At 38.1% G+C, this 4,699-nt stretch carries 3 protein-coding genes and 1 pseudogene; all 4 read left to right on the top strand.

What is annotated here, in order from left to right; genetic code table 11:
* Positions 1-320: pseudogene (locus ACEWK1_RS27285) on the top strand (hypothetical protein); the annotation flags it as partial.
* Between the two features lie 272 nt (positions 321-592).
* Positions 593-1,639 carry a hypothetical protein gene (locus ACEWK1_RS27280; protein WP_212135475.1) on the top strand — a complete coding sequence of 349 codons (1,047 nt, stop codon included), beginning with the start codon at positions 593-595 and terminating at the stop codon, positions 1,637-1,639.
* A gap of 181 nt (positions 1,640-1,820) precedes the next feature.
* On the top strand, positions 1,821-2,714 hold the full coding sequence (locus ACEWK1_RS27275; RefSeq protein WP_212135477.1) for an ROK family protein: 894 nt from the start codon (positions 1,821-1,823) through the stop codon (positions 2,712-2,714).
* 745 nt (positions 2,715-3,459) lie between these two features.
* Positions 3,460-4,699 (top strand): M14 family metallopeptidase (locus ACEWK1_RS27270; protein WP_416636847.1); only part of this gene is annotated, 1,240 nt, incomplete at its 3' end.

The raw sequence follows: 4,699 nt of genomic DNA, 5'->3' as shown, positions 1-4,699 counted from the left end.
TGAAACAAGAGCAAACGGATATGAAAAGGGAGCAACAAGAAACGAGACAAGAAGTTAAGGATATGAAACGAGATATCTCAGGAATGAAACAAGACATTTCAGAAATAAAGCAAGACATTTCAGAAATGAAACAAGACCAAAAAGCAACACAGGAAGATTTAACACAAGTGCGACTGGAAAATGAAAAGTACTATAATGAAATCAACAGTCGATTCTCATCAGTTGAGTTAGATCATGAACACACTTGGGAAAAGACCGTCCAAAATGAAAGAGAAATATCTAAATTAAGAAAGCAGTTTGATTTAATAGACTTCACATGAAATTGAACCCACATAAATGAGCTTCAGACTAATAAATGAACCCAAAAGGGCTGAGCAAATACAAAACTCAGTAAACCTCTAAAAAAATATTCCCATATGATAATACTAGAAGTATCTCTTATGGAGATAACTTCTTTTTGCTTCTGTTCAAGGAAAAAAGTAGATTATAATTAAGATATTATCCATTATCCCCCTTTAAGTTTAAATTGACTAACAGTCTTCTAGAATAGTACATTTATAATAGGTTTTTATTACTACTTCGGAGGCTGAACATGAAGAAAATACTTCTGGCAATTTTACTTACTTTATTCACCGCATCGATCCTGCCAACAACATCAAGCGCTGCTACAGACATCAACTATGCAAACGCTGTAGGTGCAGGGAAAAAGCTGCTACAAAAAACAAATATCTTCAATCAAACAATCAGCAATGGCGATCTTTACTACATCGACGAGCAATACGATGCATTCAGTGCTGATATCAAAAAGGTTGAACGCGCAATCGGAAAAGTTTCAGGCTCTAAAAATCGTAAATACTTAAATGACACGTATGTCAAAGTGGCAAAAGTAGCGAGAGAACGCGTCATCTATGAAGTTTCTCAATACAGACTAATTGCTGTGATCACAGATTCCTACTACAACAGTGAATTCACAAAAATGAAAAGTGATTATGCGAAATTAGACAGACTGAAAAAACGTGCAGTCGCGATTAAACAAGCAGGAGGCTACAAAGCCCTTCCAGCATCAGTAAACCAAGAATTAACTGCATACCTCAGTTGGTTCAGTGACAAGCTTACCCAAACAACAGCAGGTGATGGAGAAGCAGTTAAATTAACGTACAACCAAGCAACAGGAGACATCCTGCTGAACGGGGCAACTCTTTCACAAACAAGAAATGAAACATTCACAGCACTCGGTCAACCAACTTATAAAGATCTAGATGAATTTGAAGGTGGTACATATTTAGCCTATGTATATCCTTATCCATATTCAGAGTTTGACGAAGATCTTTATGTTTATTACGGTGGCAACGATACAGTGAACTTTATTGCTCACACATATATTGCAGGTGGCTACGGCTTCCCGGTGGAATTCCTAAACTCATTTGAAGGAGATGTTTACTATAATCCATATCCAACAGACGATGCTCTTGATGAAATCATCTTTGTAAGTCCGACTGGCCAAATACTAAATGCACAATTCTATGAAGATCAGACATACGGTGAAGGTAACTTTTATGCTCTATATCGACTAATGAATATGGATGGAAACTTCGATCCGTCTTTATATGCGCCAATTGATCCTTCTGTACTGTATTAAGAAAAGAAGAAAAAGCATCCCCAGTGGATGTTTTTTTCATTTAAAAAAGTAATTTCACTCCTTTTAAGGAGAGGTTGCTTCTTTTTGGAACCCTTTTCATACGCCCGACATTCAGGTAAAATTACTACAGGTAACAGAAAAAATTCATCATATAGAAATAAAGGAAAAAGGAGGTACAACCATGCACACAATCGGAATCGACCTCGGCGGCACAAACCTGCGCATCGGCGTCTTCAATGAGCAGGGAGAAATTATCGACGAACAAAGCCAAGCAACAGAAGCAGCAAAAGGACCTGAGTACGTCATAAACCAAATGGCAGAGATCATCAACAAACTAAAATCTACATATAAAATCAAAGCAGTTGGCATCGGATCACCAGGTCCTCTCAACCCACATGACGGAGTAATTATCGAACCACCTAACCTACCAGGCTGGGTAAACATCCCGATCGTCCAACTACTTGAAGAAAAAACCAACCTACCAGTAAAGCTAGAAAACGATGCAAACGCAGCAGCCCTTGCCGAGGCAACACTTGGCGCAGGAAAAGGCGCTAGCAGTGTATTCTTCATCACAGTTAGCACGGGAATCGGCGGCGGCTATGTGCTAAACGGTGAGCTCGTCTCAGGTGCTCAAGGCAGCTGCGGGGAGATTGGCAATATGATTGTTAACCCAAGCCCAGACGCCTACCACGGTCCAGGACTGAACAAAGGTGCTCTAGAAGGACTAGCTAGTGGAACGGCGATCGGCAGAATTGGTCAAGAACGCCTGAACATCACAAACGGTGCGCAAGGAGTCTTCCAACTGGCAGAGCAGGGCAACAAAGAAGCGCAAGCCATCCTTGATGAAGCCATTAGCTATCTTGCGATTGGCTTGGCAAATATCGTTCACACAGTGAACCCTGAGATCATCGTGATCGGTGGGGGTGTGATGAAATCGAAGGAATTACTTTTAGCGCCGCTAATTGAAAAAACAAAGGGATATTTATTTCCAAGCTTGAAGGGAGACTTCGTACTGAAGCCAGCATTATTAGATCAAAAGGCCGGATTAATAGGTGCAGGACTGTTGCCTAAGTAAAGAAGAGTCACTCTTAGGGGTGACTTTTTAAGATGAATAGAAAAAGGAAATTGGAATGGAAAATTGTTCATTTGTTTTCAAGAAAACTATTATAATCGCGTTTCTTTCCATTCCTATTTAAGTAGGCTATATGCTATTACTCCTATAAAAGAAACTTCAAAAATAAAAAAAACGCAGCCCATAATGGAAAACTTAATAATGCTCCCCAAAACATTCCGACAAATACATTCTCTTGATGCTCCATTAAGACCACTCCTTAAAAAATAAAATAATGACTGAATACCTATATTATACTTGAAAACGCTTACAAAGTCCACAACAACCACTTAAAATTTTATCTATAAATGAAGACAAAGGGACAGGTTCCTTGTCTCTCGTCCCCCATTTATTTTCTGGATAAATCTAGATAGATGAATAATGTAACGATATAACAAGATCGTAAGTGATTGTACGATTAAATAGACACTGAACGAATATTTCAGTTCTCAGTATACATTTATAAGTAAATATCTGAAATAAACACATATTCCTTCGAATACAGTAATTAGCAGAAATGAAAGGTAATACTCCTATACTTAATACCTAGTAACCTCTGCTTCTATAATCACTACTGGTCATCTAAGCCTACATATTGTCGAGTAATTTCCTTTCGTATCCCGAACTATTTTCACTGTTTGATTTCTGAATATTCTATTACCATTAATTATGTGATCTATTTAACATACATAAAAGAAGGGATGATCTGATGAAGAAGAGGTTTTCAGGATTATTAGCATTTCTATTAGTACTAGCTCTATTCGCACAATCAGCAATACCTGTTTCGGCTACTGAAACAGCGGAGAACTATGAGGTAATAGAGTTAGAGACTAACAGGACTTTACTCTCATTAACTGAAACTAGAACAGTAGAAGTTATGGCGGATTTTGGTGATAATGTAGAATTGAGTCAACTAGAGTTCCTATTTGGAGGGAAAAGTCTTTCAGATTGGAAAAAGTGGTCTGGTGGGACAAGCTATAATGGAGATCCTTTTATTACTGTCATCGAGGAGCCACACTTTGTAAATGGAACAACCACCATTAAAGCAACTTTAGAGTTCGGTCTCCTTTACGGCAGAGACAATCTATCAAACCGAACAATTCGTACTCAATACCAACAATTTATCGGTGATTACGAATTAGCATTAGTTGACACAGCTAGTAATAAGAAGGCAACACAAACGGTTGAACTTAATGTTTATGACCAATTTCATTTTTATGAAGAATTGAAGCCAACGATTGACCAAGTGTTTGATGAAGCAGAAGTGGCTAATGACCGCTACCTTGAGTACCAAAGCTTTGGAAAATCAGTAGAAGGTCGTGACCTTCATTTTGTTGTTTTAGCTAAAGATAAAGAAGCAGTAGATAAGTATTTAAATGAAACTCTACCAACTGCATTAGAAGATCCTGATAGTTTACTAGAAAAATTAGAAGACGGAGAAATGGGAGATTACCAGGTTCCCGTTTGGATTAACAATATTCACCCTGACGAAGTAGAAGGTGTGGATGCGCAGGTTGAGTTATTCAAGAAGTTTGCACTAGAAGACGAAATTACTTTTAATACAATTGAGAACAAGCAAGAAAAAGAAGTCACGTTAAACGTGGATGATGTTCTTGATGATGTGATTTTCTTATATATGTTCACAAACAATCCTGATGGAAGAGTGGCAAATACACGTGCAAATGCCAATGGCTTTGACTTAAACCGTGATAACCACTATCAAACACAAATTGAAACAAAAGAAGTAACACAAGAAATTGCAAAGTGGACACCACTTTCATTTCTTGATATGCACGGCTATGTGCCTGGATTCTTAATTGAGCCAACAACACCGCCACATAACCCAAACTTTGAGTACGACCTTCTTTATGGAAACATGATTGAGCAAGCACATGCAATGGGTGAAGCAGGAATCAGTAACTCAGCCTATGATTCTTATGAAATTCCAG

Origin of the sequence: Metabacillus sp. YM-086 (assembly GCF_048059995.1) — a bacterium.
Classification (GTDB): Bacteria; Bacillota; Bacilli; order Bacillales; family Bacillaceae; genus Metabacillus; species Metabacillus litoralis_B.
This window is presented reverse-complemented; position numbering and strand designations above follow the sequence as displayed.